This is a genomic window from Subtercola sp. Z020 (assembly GCF_002931235.1).
Classification (GTDB): Bacteria; Actinomycetota; Actinomycetes; order Actinomycetales; family Microbacteriaceae; genus Subtercola.
The window spans coordinates 1-24,298 of the sequence record NZ_PSTT01000027.1; the positions used below are offsets into that span (position 1 = coordinate 1).

Genomic DNA, 24,298 nt, shown 5'->3' on the forward strand with positions numbered 1-24,298 from the left:
GGGCGGAACCCGCTGGGGGTGGTGGCGCTCGTGGTGGGCGTGGTGGGGATCGTGTTCAACGTTCTGTTCACGCTGGTGCAGGCGGTGGCGACGGGGCAGCGGATGTACGAGCTCCTGGCGACCTTCGCGCTGGGGCACGCGATTCTCGCCATCGTGATCGCGCTGGCGACGATCGCGCTCGGGGTGATCGCGTTGCTGCGGCCGGGGGCGCCGCGCGGGGCTGCCGGCGCCGGAACGGCGCTCGGGGCCGCAAGCCTCGTGAGCGTGCTCACGGGCTTTCTCTATACGGGCGTCATCTCGGCCGTCGGCTTCTGACGCGCACCCGATCGGTGATCGGGACCCCGGAAACGAGGCGCCGGATCAGTCGTCGCTGCCCAGGGGGTCGTCGTCGAGCTCGGCGTCGTCGTCGCCCTCGGAGTTGGGCGTGGGCGACGACACGAGGTCGGCGTCTTGCGGCAGGGAGAAGTCGTGGAACGGGTCTGCGTTCGAATCGGTCATGCCACAACGCTACCCCGGGTGTTCGAACGCCACCCCGGGTGTTCAATGGAGTGCATGGCTGATACGCACGAAGACCGCAGATGGATCGCCACCGCATTCGGTGGACTCGACGTGTTCGAGGAGGTGCCGGCGACCGTCGCGCCGCCCGGCCCGGGTGAGGTGACGATCGAGGTGCGCGCCGCGGGCATGAACCCCGCCGACTACAAGCACGTCGCGTCGGGCTCGAACCCTGCCGATCTTCCGGTGCGGGTGGGCTACGAGGTGTCGGGGGTGATCCGCGCTCTCGGGCCCGACACCGAGATCGCCTCGGGGGGTGGGGCTGTGGGCGACGAGGTGCTGGCGTTCCGCGTCGCCGGCGGGTACGCCAGCGCCCTCACGGTCCCGGCGAAGGATGTGTTCGCCAAGCCCGCGTCGCTCGGCTTCCCCGAGGCCGCGAACCTGCTGCTCGCCGGGTCGACAGCGGCCGAGATGCTCCACGTGACCGGGGTGAAGGAGGGCGACACCGTGCTGCTGCACGGTGCATCCGGAGCCGTCGGCGTGAGCGTGCTGCAACAGGCGGCCCTCCTCGGCGCCACGGTGATCGGCACGGCGGGCGAGTCGAGCTTCGACGTCGTGCGGCGCTTCGGCGGGCATCCGGTGGCCTACGGAGACGGCCTCGAAGCGCGGGTGCGCGAGGCCGCGCCGGGCGGGATCGACGTGGCGCTCGATGCGGTCGGCACCGATGAGGCGGTCGACGTGTCGTTGGCGCTGGTGGATGATCGGCAGCGCATCGTGACGATCGCGGCGCCGGGGCGGGCGAAGGCCGACGGTTTCCTCGTGATCGCCGGCGCGATGCCGGCCAGTGCGGCGTTCCGCGACGGTGTGCGGGCCCACCTCATCGGGCTGGCCGGGGACGGTCGGCTGGTGGTGCCGATGGCGCGCACCTGGCCGCTCGACGAGGCGCGCGAGGCGCTGGAGTTTCTGCAGGGGCAGCACCCGGGTGGCAAGCTGGCGCTGATCCCCTGAGCCGTCTGCGCTGGCGCCTCAGCCGGGCGCCGGCGCACCCGCCCCGCGGATGCGGCTCACGAGTTCTGAGGTCGAGTGCTCCGCCACGTAGCCGAGGATGCGCACCTCTCCCCCGGCGGAGCGCACGACCTCCGACTCTTCGAGCATCTCGGCGCTGTAGTCCCCGCCCTTCGCGTAGATGTCGGGGCGCAGCGCCTCGATGAGCGCGCTCGGAGTGTCTTCATCGAACACCGTCACGTAGTCGACGAACCCGAGCGAGGCGAGCACGGCCGCACGGTCGCCCTCCGCGTTGATCGGTCGACCGGGGCCCTTCAGCCGCCGCGCCGAGGCGTCGCTGTTCACCGCGACCACGAGCAGATCACCCAGAGCCCGGGCCTGTCGAAGGTAGGTGGTGTGACCGCGGTGCAGAACGTCGAAACATCCGTTCGTGAAGACCACACGGCATCCTGCAGCCCGGGCCTCGGCGACCGCGGCGAGCAGGGCGTCGCGACCGATCACGTCGGGTGCCTCGGCCAGCCCGCGGAGGAGCTCCCCCGGCGTGCACACCGTCGTGCCGTCGTGCTGAACCACCACGTCGGCCGCCGCCTGCCCGAAGCTCGCAGCGACATCGAGCGGCAACCCAGCGATGCGCGCGAGTGTCAGCGCCGCCACGAAGGTGTCGCCGGCCCCGGATGCCTGGCGCTCGGCCACCGGCCTGGCCTGCGTTCGGTGCAGAACACCCTCCGGGGTCACGACCAGTGTTCCGTCGCGGTCGAGGGTGACGACCGCCGCCGCCGCCCCGGAGCGCGCGAGCACATCGCCCGCCCGCCGCTCGACGATCGCGGCCCTGTCGGCGTCTGGCCGGAGTTCGGTGCCGAGCAGCAGCGCCGTCTCCCGTCCGTTCGGTGTGACGAGGTCGGCCGCGAACCGCCGCCACGCCGCCGCGTCGTGCGCGTCGACGACCGAGAACCCCGGTCGCTCGGCGCGTGCCTCGAGTGCCTCGCGCACCGGCCGCGAGACGGCGCCGAGGCCGTAGTCGCAGACGATCTCGGCGTCGGCGCCCCGGCCCGAGGCGAGTGCGGCCGCCGCGACCTCGGCCAGCACCGCGGCCGGAGAGGGGGCGTGCGGTATCTCGTCGAGCCGCACGATCACCTGGTCTCCGCTCACGATGCGGGTCTTCGCCGCTGTGGCCGCGCCGCCGAAGCGCACCACGGGGGTGACATCGACGCCCGCCTCCGTGAGGAGGGCGAGCAGCCGGTCGGCCGCAGCATCCGTTCCGACGAGGCCGACGAGACGCACCCGCGCACCGAGGGCGGCCAGGTTCAGCGCGGTGTTCGCCGCCCCGCCGGCTGCATAGTGCCGTTCGGAGACCTCGACGACGGGCACGGGAGCCTCGCGCGACATCCGCGGTGCGTCGCCCCGGAACCAGCCGTCGAGCATGACGTCGCCGATGACCGTCACGAGCGGATGCCGCTCGACGACCTGGCGCACCAGCTCGGCGGTGATCATGCCGGAGCCCCCGCGTCGTCAGGCGCCGGCAGCACCGGCACCGACGCCAGCTCAGGCATCGCCGGCAGCACCGGCAGCCCCAGGTGCACCACCTTCACGAGCGTCATCTCGTCGAGCAGCTCGGGCCCGTAGCCGAACCCCGATCCGCTGCCCGCGCGGGGTTCGGCCGAACCACCCGGCGCCCCGCCGAACACGGCATTCACCTTCACGGTTCCGACCGGCAGCTCCGCCGTCGCGCGGTGCGCGTGCTCCATCGACGCCGTCAGCACCGTCGCCGCGAGGCCGTAGTCGTCGTCGGCGGCCAGCCGCAGCGCCTCGTCGAAGCTCCTCACGACCCGGACCGGTGCGACCGGCCCGAAGGTCTCCCTGCTCATCAGCGGCATGAACGGTTCGCAGTCGACCAGCACGGTCGCCGGGTAGAACGACCCCGGGCCCTCGGGCAGAACGCCGCCCTCGAGAATGCGGGCCCCCTCGGCGACCGATTCCTCGACCTGTTCGGCGACGGCAGCGCGCATCCGCTCATCGACCAGGGGTGCGAGCCGACCCGATCCGTTCAGCTCCCTGGCCTGGTCGACGAGGCTCTGGATGAACGCACCGGAGATGCCCGCGTGCACGAAGATCCGCTCGACCGAGGTGCAGATCTGCCCGGCGTTGGCGAAGGCGCCGAGGGCCGCCTGCCCCGCCGCCCACTCCGGGTCGACACCCTCGTCGACGATCAGAGCGTCGTTGCCCCCGTTCTCACGGATGACATGGATGCCGGTCAGCGCGGCAGCGCGGGCGATGCGCGCACCCGCCTCCGACGATCCGACGTGCGCCACCGCCGCCGTCTCCGGCTGGGCGAGCAGGCGGGCGCCGACCCCGCCCTCCCCGCTGATCGTCGCCAGCACGCCGTCGGGGAAGGCCGGGGCGAGCAGCTCACCGAGCAGCAGGCCGACGTGCGGGCAGCGCTCGCTCGGCTTGTGCACCACCGTGTTGCCCGTCGCCAGCGCGGCGCCGATCAGCCCGCAGGCCACCGCGACGGGGTCGTTCCACGGGGTGACGACGGCGATGACCCCGCGGGGTTCGGCCACGGTGTAGTCGACGGCGGTGCGTGGGCCGTTCAGGCTCCGCCCGCGGTGCACGGGGGCGAGCTCGGAGTACTGCAGCAGCGTGTCGACCGCCGCATCGACGCCGCCGAGCGCCTCCGCAAGCGGCTTGCCCGTCTCACGGGTGTTGAGCTCTGCGACCTGCTCGCGACCCTCGGCGAGCAGCCCTGCCGCCCGGCGGAGCGCCAGGCCGCGCTCTGCAGGGGCCGTGCGGGACCAGCCCGCGAACGCCCGCTTCGCCGCCGCCGCTGCCAGGGCGATCTGCTCGTTCGTCGCGACCTCGACCACGCCGACCGGTCGACCGTCGCGCGGATCGGTGATGGTGAGCGTCTCGGGTGCAGGTTCCGTCATGACCCTGCCGTACCCACTTCGAGCCCGGCGTACACCTCGCGAGGTTTCGCCGCACCGGCCGGTGGGCACAGAAGGAGGAGACAGCACGAGGAGACCGATGACCACCCCGCTCCCGGCCCGCCGGGCCACCCCGACCATCGCCCCGCTCGCCGAACCGTTCGAGGGGGTCGAGCGCATCGCGGTTCTCCGGGGCGGCGGTCTCGGCGACCTGCTCTTCGCCCTGCCGGCACTGGATGCCCTGGCCAACGCCTACCCGGCCGCATCCATCACCCTGCTGGGCACTCCCCTCGCCCGCGCGCTGCTCGACGGCCGGCCCGGCCCGGTCTCCCGGGTGGAACTGCTGCCCCACGTCTCGGGAGTGCACCTCCCAGCCGGCTCGGCGGCGGACCCGGCGGCCGCGGCCGACTTCGCCGAGCGGATGCGCGCCCGGAACATCGACCTGGTGGCGCAGCTGCACGGCGGGGGCCGCAACTCCAACCCCTTCGTGCTGGGGCTCGGGGCCCGCCACTCGATCGGCCTGGCGACGCCGGACGCACCACAGCTCGAGCGCACCCTCCCGTACCTCTACTACCAGCACGAGGTGGCGCGTTTTCTCGAGGTGGCCGGCCTCGCCGGCGCGGCCCCGGTGACGCTCGAGCCGAGCATCCCCGTTCTCCCCCACGAGCGGGATGCCGCCGACCGCCACCTCGACGAGCGCCGCCACGGGCTCGTGGTGCTGCACCCCGGTGCGACGGACCCCCGTCGGCGCTGGCCGTGCGCCTCCTTCGCGGAGGTCGCCGCGCGCCTCGCCTCCAACGGCCGCCAGGTCGTGGTGGTGGGCGACGCGTCGGATCGCGAGCTGGCGGCATCGGTCGTCACAGCGACCCGCGAGCGCGTCGGTACCGCCGCGGCATCCCGTGTCTCGTCGCTCGCCGGGGAACTCGACCTCGGCACCCTCGTCGGGCTGCTCGAAGTGGCCGACGTCGTTCTCGGCAACGACAGCGGCCCGCGCCACCTCGCGCTGGCGGTCGGGACGAAGACCGTCGGGGTGTTCTGGGCGGGCAACCTGATCAACGCCGGCCCCCTGGGCCGGGCGAACCACCGCGTCGAGCTGTCGTGGACCACGCACTGCCCCGTCTGCGGCCGCGACAGCACCCAGGTCGGCTGGACCGCGGAGCGCTGCGAACACGATGTCTCGTTCGTCGCCGACATCGGTGTCGACGCGGTGTACGGGGATGTCTGCGAGCTGCTCGGCGACTGACCCGGACTCCGGCGCGGGAGCGGCGCAGGCCCGGCGTGCGCCGGGCGAGGGCCCGGCTTGGGCGCCGATCAGGGCCAGGAGTCCTCTTCGGCGTGGCAGATGAGGAGTTCCCGCACCTCGCTGGTCGCGGGCTGGCCGAGCGCGAAGAGGGCCGCCCTGGCGACGTTCTCGGGGTCGTTCAGGCGCGAGTCGTCGTGCGGCTTGTACTGCTCGTCGCGGTCGTCGAAGAAGCGGGTCTTCATGCCCGACGGGATGAGCGTGGTGACGCCGATCTGCCCCTTCGTCTCGGCGGCGAGCGCACGCGAGAACCCGAGCACGCCGAACTTCGAGGCACAGTAGGCCGTCGCGTCGCTCACCGCCTTGAGCGCCAGAGACGACGCCACGGTGACGACCCGGCCGTGCGAGCGTGACAGGTACGGCAGGCTCGCCCGCACGACGGCGACCGTGCCGAGCAGGTTGACGGCGATCACCCGTTCCCATTCCACCGCGTCGACCGCGTCGAGGCGGCCGCACCGGTCGATGCCGGCCGCCGTGACGACCGCGTCGAGACCGCCGGCCTCGTCGGCGATGCGGCGCACCGCCTCCTCCGCTGCTCGTGTGTCGGCGACGTTCACCTCGTGCGCCTCGAACTGCCGGACGCGGCTCACATCGAGGTCGAGGATGATCGGACGCCCTCCGGCGTCGGCCACCTCCCGGGCGACGGCGGCCCCCAGCCCGGAACCACCCCCGGTGATGAGCACGGTGCCGATGGTACGGGTGGTGAGGTCAGCCATGGAGATGCCTTTCGGGTGGGGGTTCGGGTGGCGCGGGTTTCGGGTGAAGCGGCTTTCGGGGAGGTGGGTCGCGGGATGCGCGCGCTCACGAGACGCGCGCGAGGGCGTGGGCGAGTTTCGTCGTCGAGCGCCCCGGGTGGAACGGCACGGTCACGGTGCGGCCGCCCCAGCGCGACAGCAGCCGGGACTCGGGCAGCTCGTCGACGGAGTAGTCGCCGCCCTTGACCCAGACGTCGGGCCGGAGGGTGGCGAGCACGCGCTCCGGGGTGTCTTCACCGAAGACCATCACGGCGTCGACGACGCCGAGCGAGAGCAGCAGCTCAGCCCGGTCCTCCTGGCTCTGGATCGGCCGCTCGGGGCCCTTCAGCCGCGCGACGGACTCGTCGGAGTTCAGGCAGACGATGAGGCAGTCGCCGAACGCCCGCGCAGCGCGGAGCGTGCGGGCGTGGCCCGCGTGCAGAATGTCGAAGCAGCCTCCGGTGGCCACGACGGTGCCCCCGGCATCCCGGGTCTTCTGCGCGACGGCGAGCGCTGTCTCGAGGGCGGTGACCGTGCCGCGGCGGGCGGCCGCGTCGGGTGCGCCGACCGGCGAGAGACGGGCGGCTGGCGCGACTGGAATCTCACCCTCACGGGGCAGCCGTGCCGCCTCGCGGGGCAGCCGCCGAGCCACGCCCCCTGCGGAGAGGAATTCGGCAGCCTCGGTGACCGCCCGGCCCACGGCCCCGTCGAGAGGGGTGCCCGCGCCGAGTTCCCGCGCGAGCGTCGCAGCGAACCGGTCGCCCGCACCGCACGGGTCTGCGACGGTGACGGAGGGGGCGGCGAAGACCCGGGGTCGCAGATCGCCACGGCGCTCAGCCTGTGGCCCATAACCTGCCGGCGACCCACCATCGGCCAGAACCGCGCCGAGCGCGCCCAGCGTCACGACGACCGCGCCGACAGCCCAGCGTTCGCGGAGCGCCTCGCCCGCAGCAGCGCCTGTCGCGGCGTCGTCCCCACTCCCGCCCGCGCTTCCGGCCGCCGCCCGGGCCTCGGCGAGGTTCGGCGTCACCACGGTCGCACCCTCGATCGGCTGCGCCCCCCGCGGATGCGGGTCCCACACCACGGGAACGGTCGCCGCCACCTTCGCGAGAGTCGTGCGCAGCTCAGCGTTGCCGGCGAGACCGCGGCCGTAGTCGGCCACGATCACGGCGTCGGCCGAGCGGATGCCCGCGAGCATCCGTTCGGTGACGGCCGGCACCGGCGGCGCCTCGCAGCCGTCGTCGAACCGTGCGATCGCGTGGCCGCCCGCGCGCAGCCGGGTCTTCACCGGTGTCGGCGCGCCGGAGTCGCCCGCCGTGACCCGGAGCGTTCCGAGCGCGCTCCGCAGTTCCTCGGCGCGGGAGTCAGCCGAAAGCACCGTCACGAGCTCGACCGCGCATCCGTCGCGCTGCAGGAGCTCGGCGACCAGCCCGGCGCCTCCGGCCCGCACACGCCGCTGCTCCACATCGATCACCGGAACGGGCGCATCCGGGCTCAGGCGTTCGGCACGCCCCACGATGTCGACGTCGAGCAGCACGTCTCCCACGACCACGACCTTCATGAGAGTCGCCTCGGCCCGGCATCCCGCGCCCGCACGGTGTGGTCGAAAGCCCGGCAGACGGCGTGCAGGGCGATGAGCTGCGCCTCCTGCACGTTCGCTGAGGGCCCGGGCAGCGCGATGTGCTCGTCGCACGCCTCGCAGAGCGGGTTCGGGCCCCGCCCGGTGAGGGCCCAGGTGGTGAGGCCGAGGCGCCGCGCTGTGGCAGCGGCCGCCAGCAGGTTTGCGCTCGATCCGCTCGTCGACAGCAGCATCAGCACGTCGCCCGGGCGGCCGTGGCCCGCAACCTGGCGGGCGTAGACCTGGTCGAAGCCGTAGTCGTTAGCGATCGCTGTCACGCTCGACGTGTCGGCGTGCAGGGCGATGGCCGAGAAGGGGCGCCGATCGCCGTCGAACCGGCCGACCAGCTCGGCCGAGAGGTGTTGCGCTTCGGCGGCCGAACCGCCGTTGCCCGCCGTGAGCAGGCGGCCGCCGGCCATCAGCCGCTCGGCGAGCTCGCAGCCCCACGCGCTCAGCACGGCGGCGTTCTCCTGCAGGGCCGAGAGCGTGGGGGCGAGCGAGTCGAGGTGCAGGTCGACGGCCGACCGGGCGGCCTGCCGCTCGGCGTTCTGCGGGCTGTCGCGAGGTGCAGTGCGCCCCGTCGCGGTCGTCGCGGTCGCGGCCGTCGCGGTCGTCGCGGTCGTCGCGGTCGAGAGGGTCATCGCAGGGCCCCCGTCAGCGACGTGCCGACCCGGGGCCGGGCGGTGCGGGCGATCGTCTGCCGGTACACCCGGGCCGTCTCCGCGGCCACCCGCGTCCATGAGTAGCGGCCGCGCACCCGCACCCGGCCCGCGTCGCCGAAGGCCCTGAGGCGCGCCGGGTCGGCGAGCAGGTCGGCGACGGCGGCCGCGATCGCGTCGGGATCGCGCGGAGGAACGAGCAGCCCGGTCACGCCGTTCACGACGCTGTCGGTGAGACCCCCGACCGCCGAGGCGATCACCGGCACGCCGCAGGCCATCGCCTCCAGGGGCACGATGCCGAACGGTTCGTACCACGGGGCGCAGACCACTATGTCGGCCGAGCGCAGCACCGCCGGCATCTCCGCGGGGTTCACCTGCCCGCGGAGGCGTACCCGGTCGCCGATACCGAGCCCCTCTGCCAGGTCGAGCAGCCGCTTCACCTCCGGGTCACTCGCCGCGATCGACGGAGTGAGCGACCCGCCGACGATCATCAGTTCGACATCGTCGCGGGTGGTCGCGGTCAGAAGGCCGAGTGCCTCGATGACGAGGTCGACCCCCTTTCTCGGCACCAGGCGGCCGACGGTCATGATGCGGTGCGGCCGGCCCCGCTGCTCCGCCTCGCCGTCGGGGGTGAAGTGCTCGACGTCGACCCCGCACGGAGCAACGGAGATGCGGGCGGGGTCGACACCGAGCGTCTTCAACTCGAAGGCCTCGTCGGAGCAGGTCGCGATGATCGCGTCTGCACTCCGGCCCACCCACGGCTCGAGGAACTCCCGCTCGGCGGGGCTCGTGTCCTCCGCACCCTGGTGCCGGCGTTTGACGACGCCGAGGGCGTGGAACGTGTGCACGACGGGAACCGGTCGCAGCGACCGACGGGCGGCGTCGAGGGCGGCGACCCCCGACATCCAGAAGTGACTGTGCACGATCTCGGGGCGACTGCGCTGCCAGTCCGCAGCGAGCCCCTCCGCGAGTGCCGGCATGAAGGGCAGCAGCTGGTCTTTGGGTATCGGTTCGGGCGGGCCCGCCGTCACATTGACCACCTCGACGCCCGGGGCGAGCGGCACACGCTCAGGCGTCGTGGGGTCGTCCCTGCGGGTGTACACGGTGACGAGGTGGCCTGCCGCGGCGAGCGCCGTCGACAGCGCGGCGACGTGCACGTTCTGTCCGCCCGCATCCACCCCGCCGAGCACCGCGAGCGGGCTGGCGTGCTCGGAGACCATCGAAATCCTCATGGGGCGACTCCTTCGTGTGAGAACGCGCGGGCAGGGCTGCCGGCGCGGGCGGGTGGGGTCTGCGTCGGGCGCTCCCGGCGATGACTCCGGATGCTGTGCCGCTCGACCGCCTCGGCGAGCACGCCGTTCCACCGGTCGAGGAACGCCGAGAGACCAAAGTGCGCGAGCGCGAACCCCCGGGCCGCCGCGCCCCGCCGCGCCGCCTCCTCCGGGTCGTCGAGCAGCAGCCGCGTCGCGCGCACGAGGGCGTCGACGTCGGGCGAGATCGCGCCGGCCTCCGGCGGCACCGCGAGCGTCGCCTCTGTCGCCGCAAGCGCGACCACCGGCATCCCGAGGTGCATCGCTTCGAGCAGCGTCAGGCCGAGCGAGGTCCAGCGGAACGGATGGACGTACACCCGCCGCTCGGCGAGCGCGGCGTGCAGTCGGGCCGGAGGCAGGTCGCCGAGAATGCGGAACCGGTCGGCGACGGCGGGGCTGGCGCCCGCGTGCGCGGCGAGGGCGGAGGGCAGGGCATCCGTTCCCATCCCGAACACATCGACGGGGCCGACTTCGGCGAAGCGCGGCAGCAGGTCGGTGCCGGTCACCCGCCAGCGCCGCACCGGCTCGTTGATGACGACGGCCGTTCGCACCAGCGCGCCGGTGTAGAGCGCCCCCGGATCGGGAACGCCGTGCTCGACCACGGTGGTCGGCGCCCGGCCGGAATCCCACATCAGGTCGTTGAAGTGCGTGACGTGCACGAGCGGGATGTCGCTCTGCTCCGCCAGCGGATGCAGCGCGTTCGGCACGTCGCCCTTCGGCGTGTTGTGCTCGACGTAGACGGCCGGGATGTCGCGGCCCGGCCGCCTGCCGAGCAGCCGTTCGACCTCGGCCAGCTCGTCGGGGCGCTGCAGCACGACGACATCGACCCCGGCAGCGGACAGGTCGCCGGGCGCCACCTCGACCGCGTTCGGCCAGTCGCGGCCGCCGCGACCGAGCCCCCACGGGCCGCCCTCTGCCGTCGTCGGCAGCAGGTACCGGTGCGGGCCGCGCACGAACGACTCGGCCCAGCCGCCGTGCACGTGCCAGAGCAGAACCCTCATCGGAACACCCCCGCGCGCACCCGGTCGGCGCCCGTGTCACGGCCGGCACTCGCAGCCAGTTCGAGGCAGGCGTCGACCACCTCGTCGGCGCTCACCCCCGCCAGGCAGGGATGACCCTCGACCGGGCACTCCCTGGCCCTGCTCCCGCGGCACGGGGAGTGCTGGTCGCCGAGCAACCGGAGCGGCACACCGTACGGCGCCCAGCGCACCGCGGGAACGACGGGCGAGAACAGGCTCACGACGGGCGTTCCGACGGCGGCGGCGAGATGCGCGGGGCCGGTGTTGCCGACGATGACGGCGGCGGCACCCTGCAGCACGGCGGCCAGCGTCTCGACGTCGCTCCGACCCGCGAGGTCGAGCACCCGCCCGCGGCCACGGCCTCCGTCGCCGCCACCGCTGGCACCACCACCCCCGTCGCCGCCGCTGGCACCACCACCCCCGGCACCACCAACGCCACCGCCACCGCCACCGCCGTCAGCAGTACCGCCACCCGGATGCCCCGCCACCCGCGCCGCCAGCTCCCGCTCGGCGGGCGCTCCCGTCACCACCACGTTCACCCCCCGCTCGGCGAGTAGCGCGACCGCCTCGCCGCACCTCGCGGCGGGCCACTGCCGCGCCCCGACCGCCGCGCCCGGATGCAGCACGACATACGGCTGCCCGCCGAGCGGCGCGAGGAGGCCGCGCGCCGCGGCCCGTGCTCCCCCGCCGACACCGACCCGCAGCGCACCGTCGTCACCGGGCGGCAGGGCGAACCCCGCAGCCGCCGCGATCTGCAGCGCCCGCTCCGGTTCGGGCTGGTCCTCAGCGAGATCTTCACCAGGGCGCAGCCGCGTGTCGAGCAGCGTGCCGGCGAAGTCCACCGAGGCACCGGTGATCGAACGCACGCCCGCCAGTCGCAGCAGCAGCGCGAGCGGGAGCGGCGACTGGTGGAACGAGGTGAGGATGACGGCGGCATCGGGGTCGGCCGAAGCGACGAGCGCCGACAGCTCGGCGATCGACTCCGGGGTCACCTCCGACGTCGGCGTCGTGATCCAGGGGCAGTTCCAGACGAGAACGTGGTCGACGCCCGGCAGCAGACGGGCGGCCGGTGCGCCCTGCGGGCTGACGAGCATCCAGACCCCGTCGACATCGCTGCGCGCAGCGATCGCGCGCACGGAGGGGCCGGCGACCAGCACGTCGCCGAGGCTGTCGAGGCGGGCGACCAGCACGCGCGTCACGGCGCCAGCCCCAGAACACGCATCGCGCCCTCGAGATCGTCGGCGACCGCGCCGGCCGAGTCGATCTCCTCGGCGCGGGTCGCGGCCGTGGGCACCAGCACCGAGCGCGATCCCGCCGCCCGCGCCGCCTCGACATCGGCACCGATGTCGCCGACCATGGCGAGGTCGCCCGGCGCGAGCCCGAGCTTCGCGGCCGCCGAGAGGAGCATGCCGGGGCGGGGCTTGCGGCAGCCGCAGCCCTCGTCTTCGCGGTGCGGGCAGATCTCCCACACGTCGAAATCGCCGAGCTGCCGCTCGATCTCGGCGTTGACCGCCTGCGCCTGCTGCACCGTGATCAGGCCCCGCCCGATCGCGGACTGGTTCGTGACCACGCCGACCCGCACCCCGGCCGAGCGCAGACCGTCGAGCACGCGGCGCGCGACAGGCATCACCTCGACGCGGCGAGGGTCGCCGTTGTACGGAACGTCGACCACCAGGGTGCCGTCCCTGTCGAAGAGCACGGCCCGTGGCGGTGGCGGTGTTGCAACGTTCATGGCAACGGTGTTCCCGCCTTCCTGCCCGGCTAAACCTCTTGCCGCCCGGTGCCGTCGCCTCTTCTCTGCGGGGCAGAAAGGGTGTAGTGGTGAAGGGTGACGACCCCCGATACAGCCGACCTGCGCCCCGAGGTGCTTCTCCTTCGAACGCTGAAACTCGGCGATCTGCTGGTGGCCGTACCCGCCATCCACGCCGTGCGCCGAGCGCTGCCCGGACATCGCCTGGTGCTCGCGATGCCCGGCTGGCTCGAACCGGTCACCCGGTTGGTGGGCGGGGTGGATGCCCTGCTGCCCACCCCCGGGCTCGACGACCCGCTCCCCCTGCCGCCCGGCCGCATCGACACCGCGATCAACCTGCACGGCCGCGGGCCCGAGAGTGACTCGCTGATCGCGCTGTTGGAGCCCCGGCACACGATCGGTCACTCGACAGCGGGTTTCGGCGGCCCGGAGTGGCGCGACGGCATGCTCGAACGCGCCCGGTGGGCCCGCCTGGTCGAGGCGCACGGGATGCCCGCCGACCCCGACGATGTGGCGCTCGAGGGCGTGACGCCGCCCGCGCCCGTCGACGACGCCGTCGTCGTGCACGTCGGCGCGTTCTACGGGTCGAGGCGCTGGCCCGCCGAGCGGTTCGCGAAGGTCGCGGAGGCCCTCCGGGGCGACGGGCACCGCATCATCTTCACGGGCAGCGAGGCCGAGCGGCCGCGCGCCGAGGAGGTCGCCCGCCTCGGCGGGTTCGGCCCCGAGAGCGTCTCGGCGGGCCGCCTGGCGCTCGACGAGTTCGCCGCTGTGGTGAAGTCGGCGCGGCTCGTGGTCTCGGCCGACACCGGTGCGGCTCATCTCGCGTCGGCCTACGGAATCCCCTCCGTCGTGCTCTTCGGCCCTGCTCCACCCGAAGAGTGGGGGCCGCCCGCCTCGGGCCCGCACGTCGTGCTGACGGATGCCCGGCAGCGGAGGGGCGACGCCTTCGCCGACGCCCCCGACCCCGCGATCCTCGCCGTGCAGGTCGCAGACGTGCTCGCGGCAGGCCGCTCCCTGCTCGCCGACAGCGCTGCACGGCGGGCGGGCACGGCACGCGGCTGAGGAGGTCGGGGCCGCCGCCGGCGGTCAGGCCGCGCTCGGCACCGCCGCGGCATCCAGAACCGCGACCCTCACCCCGTCTGGCGCCGACGCGGGCAACTCGCTCAGCAGCGTGCGGAGCAGCGCGAGCGACCGGCCGAGCAGTCGCGAGACGTGCATCTGGGTGATGCCGATCTGCTCCGCGATCTCTGCCTGCGTCTTCTCCTCGAAGAAACGCAGGTACAGGATGCGGCGCTCCCGCTCGGCCAGCGCGCCGAGTGCCCACGAGAGCACCTGCAGCGTGTCAATGCGCTCGAACCGTTCGTCGTCGACGCCGATCGAGACACCCAGGCTGATGTCGGCGTCGTCGGCCGCCGGCGCGTCGAGCGAGGTGGGGCGCAGGCTGTTGTGCGCGGCGAGCGCCTGCTCGACGTCGGCCGCCTTCTCCCCCAGCGCCTCGCTGAGTTCGCCGACCGACGGCATGCGGCCGAGACTCTGGGCCAACCGCGGAACGAGCGCGTTCGTGCGGGCCCACAGCTCCTGCACGCTGCGCGGCGGGCGCACCACCCAGCCGACATCACGCAGGTGCCGCTTGATCTCACCGGTGATCGTGGGCACGGCGAACGCGACGAAGTCCCCTCCCTTCCCGGACTCGTACCGGTGCGAGGCCTTGATCAGCCCGACGCGCGCCACCTGCCGCAGATCGTCGAACTCGTGCTGCGACCCCGGGCGGCTGTAGCGGCGAGCCAGAGCGTCGGCGAGTTCGAGGTGGTCGACGACCACACGATCGATGCACGCCTGCCTCTCGCTCGGTCGGGCATCCAGAGCAGCGTCGAACAGCTCGGCGGTCGCGGCCTTCTTCTCGGCCCAGCGCTCGGTTCGGTCGGTGAGCGGCGGCATGTGCACCCCATCTGCGTCTCGAGGAACGGTTCAGCCGAACGCGCGGCGGGGCCGCGCTTCGGTGCAGACAGAACAGCACTCGGGAATCGGTGTCAAAAGGGGTTGTCTTCTTCTCTCATTCGCGCAAGGCGAAGCCCGTCGGCGCCCGCGCCCGGTGCTGCTCGGGCCAGAGCAGGTCGAAGACGTCGACGCTGCGATTCGGCAACGTCGTGGGGGCCTCGAGGTGCACGGCGCCGCTCGGCAGGATGCCGGCTCCGCCGAACGCCTGCATCACCCGCCACTCGGCCGCCACGTCTTCTCCTGCGTGCTGCCGGGGCAGATCGGGGCCGAAGTCGAACCCGCCGACCGCCAGCAGGGCCGAGCGACGGTAGAGCACGCAGCCGCCGATCCACGCGACCTTGTAGGCGACCCACTCGTCGTCCGCCAGCGCGAGCCCGGCGGCGATGTGCGCGAGGTTGGCCGCGTTGTGCAGCCGCCAGCGTTCGAAACCGGGTGAGCCCCGGCGGATGTGCTCCGGATGCACGGCCCCTGCCCACCGTTCGAACGGCGCCTGCTCGGCCGGGCGGTGGTCGCCGAGGTACGAGAGCCCCTGCACGGCCGCACCGACGAAGCCGCAGTCGAGCACTCGGATGGCGTCGACCAGCCGGACCAGCTGCCCCGGCTCCAGCCAGACATCGTCGTCGAGGTAGAGCACGAACTCGGCGACGGCGTGCTCGAGCAAGAACTGGCGCTGGGCGGCCATTCCGCGGGGCGGGCCGCTCTCGAGAACCCGCACCGGGCGCCCCTGTGCTTCGAGCACCCGGATCATCGACCGGATGCCCGGCTGCTGCAGGGGCGCTGCACCCGCGGCCTGGCTGCCGATCACGACGCGGAACGCCGGGGCGTCCTGCGCGGCGAGGCCGGCGAGGGTGACGGCCAGCTCGGTGACGCGATCGAGGGTGGGGATCAGAACGTCGACCGCAGGGGCGTGGAGTTCATGGCTCCCGGCACCCGAGCCCACGCGCGGCGCGCCCCACTCCTGGGAGCCCTTCCGGCTGCGTCCCAGGGTGGCGGCCACGAGCTGCTCGTCTCCGGCGCTAGGAACCGGAGACGGCGCTCGAAACCGCCGTCGGGCTGTCGAATGAATCGGCGCCCGCGTTCGTGAGAGCATCGACGATGTCGTCGGGGGCACCGTTCTTCCTGGCCGTCTCGATCAACTCATCCCGGCTCGCCGGGTAGTCGACTCCGCCGAGGTACTTCTGCAGCTGGATGGGGTTCGGTGTCTCGCTCATGCAGAGATTCCAGCACCATCGATACGCCGTGTGACGGGGTTGCCTGTCTGCAGGAGCAGAAGATACAAAGAGGGGTTGCGCCGAAGCATCCAGAGCGTCCGGTCGAAAGCAAGCCCCTGCCCGCCGGCGACGGTTGGGCCTACCGTGGGACCATGAGCGATACGAACACCCCCAACGACAACCTGGGCACCGACGGCACCATCCCGAACACCGAAGACGGTATCGCTGTGGGCCACGACCCCGACGGTTCGCACTTCAACCCCGAAGAAGAGGTCGCCGGCAGCTACACCGACGCCGAGGGCGACGACCGGGAGGAGCGCCCCGCAGAGTCGAGCGGTTCCTACACCGACGTCGACGAATAGGCACCATTGGGCGGTGTGTCCGAAAAAACTTCACCCTCATTTAAGATGGGACGAGTTGTCTGGTTTCATCTGATCAAAGGCGGGGTGCTGATATGGCAATCGACAAGAGTCGAGTGCTCGACATTCCCCTCATCACGGCAGTGCTGCGGGGCGACAACTCGGGCACGTTGCGGGTCGACGGGGAAGAGCAGCACATCACGTCGGATTCGGCCGGCGCCGCCCTGCAGGAGCTGGTCGGGCTCATCCAGACCGAGGCCGAACGCATCGGTCGGCCCGTGCGGGTCACGGTGACGGCCGAGACCGGCCGGAGCATCCTGCTCGCGGGCGTTGACGGTTCGATCGAGGAGGAGAGCTTCACGCCCTCCGAAGACCTCGACGGGCCGGACGAGTTCGATGAGCTGGACGAGTTCGATGAGCCTGCCGGGTTCGATGAGCCTGCCGAGGTCGATGAGCCCGCCGAGGTCGAGGAGCCTACCGGGCCCGACGGGCTCGATGAGGCCTCCGGGCTCACCGACTCTGACGGGCCCTCAGCCCCCGAAGCACCCACCGACCCCGACACACCCGCGGACGAGGGCGACGACGATGTCGCCCCCGAACCAATCGTCGACGAAGACGACATCGAAGACCCTGTAGAACACGATGTGCCGGCACCCCTGCCCGCACCGACATCAGCCCGCGCCACGACGGCGCCGTCACCAGAACGATCTGAGCCCTCCATGCCTACTCCCTCGACATCGACCCCGGCCCGCTCGGCGGCGACACCCTCCCCCAGCTCCCCGGCCGCCGACACCCGGGCGCGTGCGCAGAAAGACCTGCTCGACGCACCCTCCTTCCTGGCCGTTCCGAAGGTCGACGAGCCGGCTGAGCAGGGGTTCAAGGGCTTTCTGAACCACTTCGGCCTGCACCTCAAGCCGGGCCGCAGCGAGCAGTCGCAGCGTACCGACATCGAGGCCATCTCCCGGCACTTCCCGGCCCACCGCACCATCAGCGTGATCAACCGCAAGGGCGGGGCCAACAAGACCCCCACCGTCGCCAACCTGGCGGCCGCGTTCGCGCGGAGCGGTGGCGGCGGCGTTCTCGCCTGGGACAACAACGAGACGATGGGCACGCTCGGCTGGCGCACCGAGCGCGGCGACCACGATTCGACCGTTCTCGACGTGCTCGAGAACGCCGACGATCTGTTGGATGCCCGGGCTGAGTTCGGCCAGATGTCCCGCTTCGTGCACCACCAGCAGGCCGACAAGTTCGACGTGCTGCGCTCTGACGAAGACCCCTCCGGCACGCACGAGATGACGGCCGAAGAGGTCGACATCGTGCACAGCATCGCCGCGAAGTACTACCGGCTGATCCTGATGGACTCGGGCAACAGCGACCGGGCCGAGAACTGGCTGCGCATGATCGACCACACCGACCAGCTCGTGGTTCCCACCACGACCATGGAGGATCGCGCCCAGGCGGCGCTGCTCACCCTGCAGGCCGTGCAGTCACGCAGCGAGAAGGCGGCCGAGCTGGCGAAGAACGCGGTCGTCGTCATCTCGGAGTGGCAGCCCAAGGAGCAGAACATCTCCGAGCGCATGGCCGACGACTTCCGCCCCTACGTACGCGACGTCGTCATCGTGCCCTTCGACCCTGCGCTGAAGGCCGGCCGCATCCTGCACAGCTCGCTGCAGCCCGCGACCCGTCGCGCCTGGCTGGCCGCGGCGGCATCCATCGCCAAGGGGCTCTGACCCGGGCGCGCCACGGACCGGGGCGGTGTCACACCCGCTCCCGCACCTCCTCGATCTCGCTGTAGCCGGCGGCCGTCACGGTGACGCGGAGCTTCGCCGAGATCTGCTCCTTCATCGAGTCCACGTGGCTGATCAGGCCGATCGTGCGCCCGCCCGTGCGCAGCCCGTCGAGCGTGCTCATCGCGATCTCGAGGGTCTCGGCATCCAGTGACCCGAATCCCTCGTCGACGAACAGGGTGTCGAGGGCGATGCCGCCGGTCTGGATCGACACGACCTCGGCCAGGCCGAGCGCGAGCGCGAGCGACGCGAGGAAGGTCTCGCCACCCGAGAGCGAGTGCGTCGGCCGGGCGCGACCGGTGTGCTCGTCGCGGATGCTGAGCCCGAGCCCCGCCTCCGCGTTGCGGTACTGCAGGGAGTCGTCGAGTTCGAGCGAGTACCGCCCACCCGTCATGGTGGTGAGGCGCTGATTGGCCGCGACGATGATCTGTTCGAGCTGGGCGGCCAGCACGTAGGTCTCGAGTCGCATCCGCCTCGTGTTCGACCCGCCCCCCGCGACGACCTCGGCGAGTTCGCGCACCTTCTGCTGCTCATCGATCAGGCTGGCGGATGCCGTGAACAGCGCCCGCGCACTGTCGACGATCACCGTGAGCTGGTTCAACTCGGCGGTCAGCGTACTGCGCTGCTCGACCGCGGCGTCGCGCAGCCGGATCGCCTCTGCCCGGGCCAGCTCGGTCGGCCCGGCATCGACCGGGTCGCCCGGGAGCCCCGCCAATTCGGGGTCGGCGAGCAGCCCCTCGGCCGCGGCCCGCGCATCGTCGTGGCGGCGGATGCGGGCCTCGCGCGCGCTGCGCTCACGCTCGCTCAGCAGCGCCGCGTCGACCGCCTGCGCGTCGTCGAAGCCGAGCACGGCGAGCTGTTCGCCCTCGACGACACGCGCCCGGTCGGTGCGGTCGAGCTGCTTCGCCGTCGCGGTGAGCGCCTCCTCGAACGCCCGGGCGAGCGCGAGCCGGTCATCGAGCGCGGCGACGCGCGCCGCCACCGAGGCGTGACCGGCGCGCATCTCCAGTACCCGCAGGGAACTGAGGGCGAGGCTCGTCTCGGCGGCCGTGTGGGCGAGAGCGGCACTGTCGAGCTCGTCGCGCAGCCCGGCCAACCGCTGCTCGTCACGCTCGCGCGTGCGAGTCACCTCCCTGCGCTCGGTCTCGAGCGTCTTCTGCCGGGCAGCGGCAGCGGTCGCCGCGCGCACCGCCTCTGCCGCCACCTCGGCCTCGGCTCGCAGCTCGACCGCACTCCGGCCCCGGGCACCCGCCCGCTCGGCCGCGAGGGTCTGGCCGAGTTCGGCGACCCGCGCGTCGGCCTCTGCCAGCTCGGCCTGGCGCGCAGCGCGCTCGTGCTGGGCACGGTCGGTGTCGAGCTCGGTCACCGGCTCTCTGTCGCTCGCAGCCGGTTCTGGATGCTCGGTCGAGCCGCAGACGGCGCAGGGCTCGCCCTGCCGCAGCTCCGCCGCCAGCTCGACGGCATGGCCCGCCAGGCGCCGGGTCAGCAGGTCGTCGACGAGGCGTGCGGCAGCCAGGTGCGCCGTGCTGGCACTCTTCTGCTGCAGCAGAGCCGCGTCGAGTTGGGTGACGGCCCGGTCGGCCCGCGCGGCGGCGGCGAGCGCCTCGGCGATCGAACGCTGCTCCTTCTCTGCATCCGGCAGCCGGCCGGCCTCGACCTGCGCGAGCGAGAGGGCGGCGTTCAGCTCGTCGAGCCGCGCCGGAACGCCGCGGAGGCGCTCGTCGAGCCCGGCCACCTCCGCCGACGCCGCATGGCGCCGCGCGGCGAGCTCCGTCAGCTCGGCCTGCAGTCTCTGCACCCGCTGCTCGTCGACCAGCACCGACTCGAGCGACGCCCGCTCAGCGACCAGCCCCTCGACCACCGCCCGCAACGCGGCGGCGGTGGCGGTGCCGCCGGGAGTCGCCTCCGCGTCGGACCCGACGTCGGCGGCGGCGTCAGCGGCGGCGGCCGCGTCAGCGTCGGCGTCTGTGGCCGCGTCGGCGTCGGCGTGTGTGACCGCGTCGGCGTCGGCGTGTATGGCCGCATCCGCGTCGACGTCAGTGTTGACGTCGGCCCGGCTCCCCCACGCGGCGCGCGCCACCTGCTCGTGCCCCAGCGCCCGCTGCAGCTCGGCCTCTGACGCGCGGCGCGACTCCACGTGCGGCCAGGCCTGCGCCGCACGAGCGGCGTCGGCGACGCTGGCCCGCAGGAGGTCGACGGCGGGAGACTCCGCCACGAGCGCATCGAGGGTCGCCTCGGCCGCGGCGCGCTTCTGCTGCCGCCGCCGCAGGTCGAGCTGCGCGGTGTGCGCGAGGTCGGCCCGCTCGAACACCCCAGCGGCCTCTGCGGCACGGTCGGCCGCCGCCCGTCGGAGATCGTCGACGGTCACGGCCAACGCCCCGAACCACTCCAGCCCCGGATTCTCGGGCACCGCCGTCGCCCGGGCGCCGGAATCGGCACCACCCGCACCAGCACCGCCGAACCCCGCACCGCCGGGCTCAGCACCGCCGAACTCCGCACAGCCGAACTCCGCACCGCCGAACTCCGCACCCGCGTACCCCGCACCCTCGAACCCCGCGCCGCGCGCGACCGCCGCATCGGCCAGCGCCACGGCCTGGCCGGCACGCAGGCGGATGTTCTGGCGCACCTCCGTCACGCTGAGGCTGAGCGCCCTGCTCTGTTCAGTGAGGGATTTCTCGAACGCCTCGAAGCGCGCGGTACCGAACAGGGTGCGCAGCAGCGTTCGACGCTCGTCGGTCTTGGCGAGCAGGAACTGCTGGAACCGGTTCTGCGCGAGCAGGATCACCTGCAGGAACTGGTCGGCCCGAAGCGGCAGGATCTCGCTCATGTAGCGCCCGACGTCGACCGGCTTCGCCGCCAGCCCCCGCCAACCACCGCCCGCGGCGTCGCGGATCTCGAGGCGCGCCTCGGGCGCCGCCGTCGTCAGGCCCTCTCCGCGGCGCTTCGGCCGCTTGTACTCCGGCGTGCGGTAGAGCCGGTAGTCGTGCTCGCCGATGCTGAACTCGAGCTCGACGAAGGTGGGGTCACCCGGCTCGGCATGATCGCTCCGCAGCTGCGATTCGCGGCCGTCATAGCGCGGAACCGTCGCGTACAACGCGAAACAGATCGCATCGAGGATGCTCGACTTGCCCGCGCCGGTTTTGCCCGTGATGAGGAAGATGCCGTCGTCGTCGAACAGCTCGAAGTCGACACGCTGTTCGTCTTTGTACGGGCCGAACCCCGCCAGCCGGAGCTTTGTGATCTTCATCGCGCGGCAGCAGCCAGACCCGCCGAGCGATCGGTGGAGCCCCCGGCCCCCGGCCCGCCATCGACACCCGGCCCGCCATCGGCACCCGCCCCGGCATCGGCATCCAGCCGGCTGAGCGTCTCGGCCACCAGCCGGCGTTCGAAGTCGCTCGGCCCGGCACCGTTCCGCACGAACTCCACGAAGCCGCCCACGATCTGCTGGTCGGTCTTCTCGACGAGCCGCTCGGCGTAGGTCTGCGTGCCTGCGTCGTGCACCACGGCGGGCCGGTATTCGAGCGCGACACAGTGCGGGAAGCGCTGCTGCAGCTGCCGCATCCCGTCGAGGGGTCGCACGGTGTCGGTGACGATGGCCTTGATCCAGTGCCCCTCGACGGGGGCGAGCGACTCATCGGCGAGCAGCTCCGCCAGCGTGCCCGTCAGCTCGCGAACGGGCCGCGGAACGGGGAAGTCGACCCAGTCGACCGAGGCGAGGCCCGTGGCATCCAGTTCGACCAACCAGCCGCCACGCACACGGCTGCCCTCGGTGAACGAGTAGTGCAGCGGCGACCCTGAATACCGCACGCGGTCGCTGAGGGTCGACCTCGAATGGATGTGGCCGAGGGCCACGTAGTCGGGCCCGTCGAAGACCTCGAGGGGCACGAGGTCGAGCCCACCGGAGGTGATGTCGCGCTCGACGTCGCCGGCCGCGACCCCGACCGCGAAGCAGTGCGAGAGCACCACCGACCGACCCTGCCGCTCCGCGAGATCGTCGCGCACACGGCCCATGGCGAAGGCGAGCGCCTGCTCGTGCGTGCGCAGCTCGACCTCGGGGTACTGGTGCCGCATCAGCATCGGCTCGAGATACGGGATGCCGTAGAAGTGCACCGGGCCGAAGCCGTCGTCGATCGTGACCGGGGTGCCCAGGAGCTCGTGGCGGGTGAGCACATGCACCCCCGCCTCGGCCGCCCACTCCGACTGGAAGCCGAGCCTCGTCGCCGAGTCGTGGTTGCCGCTCGTGAGCACCACCCGGGCGCCGGTCTGCCGCAGCACCCGCAGCGCCCGGGCCAGCACCTCGTACGACTCGGCAGACGGAACCGCGGAGTCGAAGACATCGCCCGCGACGACCACGACGTCGACACCGTTCTCACGCACCACATCGGCCATCGCGCGCGCCACGACCTCGAAATGAGCGAGGGTCGAGTGGGTGTGGAACGTGCGCCCGATGTGCCAGTCGGAGGTGTGCAGAATCTTCATGCCTTCGACGTTAGCCCCGACCGCCGACACTCCGGCCCCGGGGCGCGGGTGCGCCTAGAGCTCGACCTTGCCGTTGTCGCCTTCCATCGGCGTTCCGGTCACCTTCGACTTGACGAGGCTGAAGATCGTCGCGACCCGGCCGCCCGGGGTGTCCCAGTACTCGGCGCTGTCGCTGACGAACTTCAGCAGGGTGATGTTGGGGTCCTGCGGCCCGTCGGGGAACCAGGCCTCGACGGCGGGGTTCCACAGTTCCTTCAGCTTGGCGTCGTCGTCGACCTGTTCGGCGAGGCCCGAGAGGCTGACCCAGGTGTCGTTCGACGAGAAGGAGACGTTCACGACGGGATCAGCGGTGATCTCGGCGATCTCGTGTGAGTCGCGCGCGAGGATGAACCAGAGGTCGCCGTCGAACTCCACGTCCTGAACGGTGAACGGGCGGGAGACGAGCTTCGCCTCTGCCGACCTGCTCGTCAGCATCGCGAAACGAAAACCCTTGATCAGCTCGGCGACTTTCGTCACGCCTTCTGTGGTGTCGGTCATCCTGTTACTCCCTGTTTCTGTGAGCACGCGCTTCTGTGGAGAGGGCACCGTGGATCGCCCCGCGTCGTGAGCTTCAAGCCTGCGCCGGATCCCTCTCGGTCGGTAGCCCCTTGACGCGCGGCTCCGGCTCCCCGGTACGGGCGGCGAGCCCGGCGAGGTCCACCTCGACGAGGGTGCGCATCCGGCTCTCCCGGTTCGCCTCGTACTCCGGGTCTGAGCGGGCTCCGGATGCCGCGACCAGCGCGCCGTCGAGCCTCGCCTCGATGGCACGGCCGAGTTCCGACCACGCCCACCGCCGGGATGCCTCCACCGCGGCGTCGACGAACGCCGGGTCGGCGCGCAGCCGTTCCAGTTCGGAGGCGAGCGCGGAGTAGATGACGCGCCGCTGCACGAGCAGGTGGTGGTCGCTGATCGTCGTGGACTTGCGGAAGCTCGGCGGGAACTCGACCATCAGCCGACGCATGTGCGCCGCCATCGCCGTCTGCTCGAGCGTCAGAGCACGCAACTCGCCCTCGACGAACCCGGCGACCTCACCGGGCTCGTATTCGCGCCCGCTGCCGAGCGCTCCCACCACGATGTGGTTCATGGCGGCCATGGTGAGGGCGGTGCGCGCCATCAGCACGCCCTCGTCGACGGCGCGGGCGACGAACTCCGGGTCGATCGGGAATCGGAGGGGCCGTCGACGGGGCGTGACCTTGTTGCCGCGCCGAGCGCGTCTTCGCTGACCCTTCGGCATCGCCCACCCGGTGCCTCAGGAGGCGGGAACGGACTCCGCAGACGGTTCCGGCAGCAGCCGCAGGCCCGTACCGCTGTTGGCGACGCTCGTGAGCACTTCGATCCAGCGGCGGTTGAGGGTGGCACCGGCCGGCGCACTGAAGACGAACTGCAGCGGGATGGCCGGGTGCAGCCAGATCGTGTGCGCCCTGCCCGTCTCCTCGTCGTCCCACGAGAGGGCGAACTTCTCGTCTCGACGGAGCTTCGCGAGCAGAACGACGCGGAGGTGCGCGAGCGCCCGGTCCTCGAAGGTGACTTCGACTCCAGGCGACCCGTAGATGAGTGTTCCCATGATGACTGTCCTGACTGAAGCGCGGGGTCTGGGCGCTTCTGGCTGCG

General features: G+C 72.4%; 24 protein-coding genes. 6 read left to right on the forward strand and 18 right to left on the reverse strand.

Annotation, left to right across the window (positions count from 1 at the left end):
• On the forward strand, positions 1 to 315 hold a 315-nt coding region (locus C5B96_RS17295), incomplete at its 5' end, for a hypothetical protein (RefSeq protein WP_158507109.1).
• A gap of 45 nt (positions 316 to 360) precedes the next feature.
• Here the strand turns inward: C5B96_RS17295 and C5B96_RS17300 are convergent.
• Complete coding sequence (locus tag C5B96_RS17300; protein WP_158507110.1) at positions 361 to 498, reverse strand: hypothetical protein; 138 nt, start codon at positions 496 to 498, stop codon at positions 361 to 363.
• A 54-nt stretch (positions 499 to 552) separates the two neighbouring features.
• On the opposite strand from C5B96_RS17300, the gene C5B96_RS03335 reads away from it, so the two are divergent.
• On the forward strand, positions 553 to 1,503 hold the full coding sequence (locus tag C5B96_RS03335) for an NADP-dependent oxidoreductase (RefSeq protein WP_233188970.1): 951 nt from the start codon (positions 553 to 555) through the stop codon (positions 1,501 to 1,503).
• An 18-nt stretch (positions 1,504 to 1,521) separates the two neighbouring features.
• On the opposite strand, the gene rfaE2 (C5B96_RS03340) is transcribed toward C5B96_RS03335, so the two are convergent.
• Positions 1,522 to 2,991 carry a D-glycero-beta-D-manno-heptose 1-phosphate adenylyltransferase gene (gene rfaE2 / locus C5B96_RS03340; protein ID WP_233188971.1) on the reverse strand — a complete coding sequence of 490 codons (1,470 nt, stop codon included), beginning with the start codon at positions 2,989 to 2,991 and terminating at the stop codon, positions 1,522 to 1,524.
• The gene (locus C5B96_RS03345; protein ID WP_104242956.1) at positions 2,988 to 4,427 is read right to left on the reverse strand and encodes an aldehyde dehydrogenase; all 1,440 of its coding nucleotides are present in this window, start codon (positions 4,425 to 4,427) and stop codon (positions 2,988 to 2,990) included. Before C5B96_RS03345 ends, rfaE2 (C5B96_RS03340) begins: the two co-directional genes overlap by 4 nt.
• A 97-nt stretch (positions 4,428 to 4,524) precedes the next feature.
• On the opposite strand from C5B96_RS03345, the gene C5B96_RS03350 reads away from it, so the two are divergent.
• Positions 4,525 to 5,667 (forward strand): glycosyltransferase family 9 protein, encoded by a 1,143-nt coding sequence (locus C5B96_RS03350; protein WP_104242958.1) that lies wholly within the window; start codon positions 4,525 to 4,527, stop codon positions 5,665 to 5,667.
• A 68-nt stretch (positions 5,668 to 5,735) separates the two neighbouring features.
• Here C5B96_RS03350 and C5B96_RS03355 read toward each other — a convergent pair whose 3' ends face one another.
• The 7 genes from C5B96_RS03355 to C5B96_RS03385 form a co-directional block, all read right to left on the reverse strand.
• Positions 5,736 to 6,440 carry an SDR family oxidoreductase gene (locus C5B96_RS03355; protein ID WP_104242960.1) on the reverse strand — a complete coding sequence of 235 codons (705 nt, stop codon included), beginning with the start codon at positions 6,438 to 6,440 and terminating at the stop codon, positions 5,736 to 5,738.
• 85 nt (positions 6,441 to 6,525) lie between these two features.
• On the reverse strand, positions 6,526 to 8,019 hold the full coding sequence (gene rfaE2 / locus C5B96_RS03360; RefSeq protein WP_104242962.1) for a D-glycero-beta-D-manno-heptose 1-phosphate adenylyltransferase: 1,494 nt from the start codon (positions 8,017 to 8,019) through the stop codon (positions 6,526 to 6,528).
• Positions 8,016 to 8,717, reverse strand: coding sequence for an SIS domain-containing protein (locus C5B96_RS03365; protein ID WP_104242964.1), 702 nt, complete (start codon positions 8,715 to 8,717; stop codon positions 8,016 to 8,018). The genes rfaE2 (C5B96_RS03360) and C5B96_RS03365 overlap by 4 nt, the downstream gene beginning before the upstream one ends.
• Positions 8,714 to 9,967 (reverse strand): glycosyltransferase, encoded by a 1,254-nt coding sequence (locus tag C5B96_RS03370; RefSeq protein WP_104242965.1) that lies wholly within the window; start codon positions 9,965 to 9,967, stop codon positions 8,714 to 8,716. Before C5B96_RS03370 ends, C5B96_RS03365 begins: the two co-directional genes overlap by 4 nt.
• Positions 9,964 to 11,046, reverse strand: coding sequence for a glycosyltransferase (locus C5B96_RS03375; protein ID WP_104242968.1), 1,083 nt, complete (start codon positions 11,044 to 11,046; stop codon positions 9,964 to 9,966). Before C5B96_RS03375 ends, C5B96_RS03370 begins: the two co-directional genes overlap by 4 nt.
• Positions 11,043 to 12,263, reverse strand: a complete 1,221-nt coding sequence (locus C5B96_RS03380) for a glycosyltransferase family 9 protein (protein ID WP_104242970.1) — start codon at positions 12,261 to 12,263, stop codon at positions 11,043 to 11,045. The genes C5B96_RS03375 and C5B96_RS03380 overlap by 4 nt, the downstream gene beginning before the upstream one ends.
• Complete coding sequence (locus tag C5B96_RS03385; RefSeq protein ID WP_104242972.1) at positions 12,260 to 12,796, reverse strand: HAD-IIIA family hydrolase; 537 nt, start codon at positions 12,794 to 12,796, stop codon at positions 12,260 to 12,262. Before C5B96_RS03385 ends, C5B96_RS03380 begins: the two co-directional genes overlap by 4 nt.
• 96 nt (positions 12,797 to 12,892) lie before the next feature.
• Between C5B96_RS03385 and C5B96_RS03390 the strand changes: the two genes are divergently transcribed.
• Positions 12,893 to 13,876, forward strand: coding sequence for a glycosyltransferase family 9 protein (locus C5B96_RS03390; RefSeq protein WP_104242974.1), 984 nt, complete (start codon positions 12,893 to 12,895; stop codon positions 13,874 to 13,876).
• A 24-nt stretch (positions 13,877 to 13,900) separates the two neighbouring features.
• Here the strand turns inward: C5B96_RS03390 and C5B96_RS03395 are convergent, their stop codons facing one another.
• The 3 genes from C5B96_RS03395 to C5B96_RS03405 form a co-directional block, all read right to left on the reverse strand.
• Positions 13,901 to 14,752 carry a sigma-70 family RNA polymerase sigma factor gene (locus tag C5B96_RS03395; RefSeq protein WP_104242976.1) on the reverse strand — a complete coding sequence of 284 codons (852 nt, stop codon included), beginning with the start codon at positions 14,750 to 14,752 and terminating at the stop codon, positions 13,901 to 13,903.
• 115 nt (positions 14,753 to 14,867) lie between these two features.
• Positions 14,868 to 15,809 carry a glycosyltransferase gene (locus C5B96_RS03400; RefSeq protein ID WP_233188972.1) on the reverse strand — a complete coding sequence of 314 codons (942 nt, stop codon included), beginning with the start codon at positions 15,807 to 15,809 and terminating at the stop codon, positions 14,868 to 14,870.
• Between the two features lie 19 nt (positions 15,810 to 15,828).
• Positions 15,829 to 16,023, reverse strand: a complete 195-nt coding sequence (locus C5B96_RS03405) for a DUF2795 domain-containing protein (RefSeq protein ID WP_104242980.1) — start codon at positions 16,021 to 16,023, stop codon at positions 15,829 to 15,831.
• A gap of 152 nt (positions 16,024 to 16,175) precedes the next feature.
• Between C5B96_RS03405 and C5B96_RS03410 the strand changes: the two genes are divergently transcribed.
• Both C5B96_RS03410 and C5B96_RS03415 read left to right on the forward strand, forming a co-directional pair.
• Entirely contained in the window at positions 16,176 to 16,385 is a 210-nt protein-coding gene (locus C5B96_RS03410; protein WP_104242982.1) for a hypothetical protein, read from the forward strand.
• Between the two features lie 92 nt (positions 16,386 to 16,477).
• Positions 16,478 to 18,112 carry an AAA family ATPase gene (locus C5B96_RS03415; RefSeq protein WP_146078069.1) on the forward strand — a complete coding sequence of 545 codons (1,635 nt, stop codon included), beginning with the start codon at positions 16,478 to 16,480 and terminating at the stop codon, positions 18,110 to 18,112.
• Between the two features lie 28 nt (positions 18,113 to 18,140).
• On the opposite strand, the gene C5B96_RS03420 is transcribed toward C5B96_RS03415, so the two are convergent.
• The 5 genes from C5B96_RS03420 to C5B96_RS03440 form a co-directional block, all read right to left on the reverse strand.
• The gene (locus C5B96_RS03420) at positions 18,141 to 21,416 is read right to left on the reverse strand and encodes an AAA family ATPase (protein WP_104242986.1); all 3,276 of its coding nucleotides are present in this window, start codon (positions 21,414 to 21,416) and stop codon (positions 18,141 to 18,143) included.
• On the reverse strand, positions 21,413 to 22,648 hold the full coding sequence (locus C5B96_RS03425) for an exonuclease SbcCD subunit D (protein ID WP_104242988.1): 1,236 nt from the start codon (positions 22,646 to 22,648) through the stop codon (positions 21,413 to 21,415). The genes C5B96_RS03420 and C5B96_RS03425 overlap by 4 nt, the downstream gene beginning before the upstream one ends.
• Positions 22,649 to 22,702: 54 nt before the next feature.
• The gene (locus C5B96_RS03430) at positions 22,703 to 23,185 is read right to left on the reverse strand and encodes a pyridoxamine 5'-phosphate oxidase family protein (RefSeq protein ID WP_104242990.1); all 483 of its coding nucleotides are present in this window, start codon (positions 23,183 to 23,185) and stop codon (positions 22,703 to 22,705) included.
• A 73-nt stretch (positions 23,186 to 23,258) separates the two neighbouring features.
• A complete protein-coding gene (locus C5B96_RS03435) occupies positions 23,259 to 23,921 on the reverse strand; it encodes a hypothetical protein (RefSeq protein WP_104242992.1) in 663 nt (220 codons plus the stop codon).
• A 15-nt stretch (positions 23,922 to 23,936) separates the two neighbouring features.
• Entirely contained in the window at positions 23,937 to 24,251 is a 315-nt protein-coding gene (locus tag C5B96_RS03440) for a hypothetical protein (RefSeq protein WP_104242994.1), read from the reverse strand.
• Positions 24,252 to 24,298 lie beyond the last annotated feature (47 nt).